The organism is Acidovorax sp. KPB24-07, assembly GCF_057543315.1.
Genome location: NZ_BAAJYS010000752.1, coordinates 1 through 1,046 on the forward strand (window position 1 = coordinate 1; position 1,046 = coordinate 1,046).

1 protein-coding gene is annotated in these 1,046 nt (G+C 74.2%); it reads right to left on the reverse strand.

Annotated features, from left to right (window positions below; translation table 11 throughout):
• Positions 1 to 1,046 (reverse strand): oxidoreductase (locus tag AC27IQ_RS25555; RefSeq protein ID WP_487091303.1); only part of this gene is annotated, 1,046 nt, incomplete at both ends.

Here is a 1,046-nt window from a genome sequence, read left to right on the forward strand (position 1 = left end):
CGGCGTGCAGCGTCCAGGCCGGGTCGGCCAGGTGCGGGCGGGCGAGGGCGCAGAGGTCGGCGCGGCCGGCGGCGATGATGCCGTTGGCATGGTCGGCCTCGCTGATGGCACCCACGGCCATGGTGGCGATCTCCACCTCGTTGCGGATGCGGTCGGCGAACGGCGTCTGGTACATGCGCCCGTACACCGGCCGGGCGGCGCGCGTGGTCTGGCCGGAGGAGACGTCGATCAAATCGCAGCCCGCGGCCTTGAACCACCGCGCCATCGCCACGGCGTCGTCCGGCGTGGTGCCGCCGGGCGCCCAGTCGTGGGCCGAGATGCGCACGCTCATGGGGCGCTCGGCGGGCCACACGGCGCGCACCGCCGTGAACACTTCGAGCGGGTAGCGGCAGCGGTTTTCCAGGCTGCCGCCGTAGTCATCGGTGCGCTGGTTGGTGAGCGGGCTGATGAAGCTGGCCAGCAGGTAGCCGTGCGCGCAATGCAGCTCCAGCCAGTCGAAGCCGCAGGCTGCAGCGCGCCGGGCGCTGGCCACGAAGGCGGCGGTGAGCGCGTCCATGTCGGCGCGCGTCAGCGCGGCGGGCGTCTGGTTCTGCGGGCCGTAGGGCAGGGCGCTGGCGGCGCGCAGCGGCCAGTTGCCGTGCGGATCGCCCTCGGGCAGGGGCTCGTCCGTGCCCTCCCAGCCCACGCGCGTGGAGCCCTTGGGGCCGCTGTGGCCCAGCTGCAGGCCGATCTTCGCGCGGCTGCTGCCGTGCACGAAATCCACGATGCGCGTGAAGGCGGCCTGCTGCGCATCGTTCCACAGCCCGGTGCAGGCGGGGGTGATGCGGCCGTCGGGCGTGGGGGCGGTCATCTCCACCATCACCAGCGCCGCGCCGCCGAGCGCGCGGGCGCCCAGGTGCACCAGGTGGAAGTCCTGCGGCACGCCCTCGACCGCGCTGTAGGTCGCCATGGGCGAGACGACGATGCGGTTGTCCAGCGTGAGGCCGCGCAGCGTGAAGGGCGTGAGCATGGGCGGCACCGCGGCGCCGCTGTCGCCGGGCACGCCG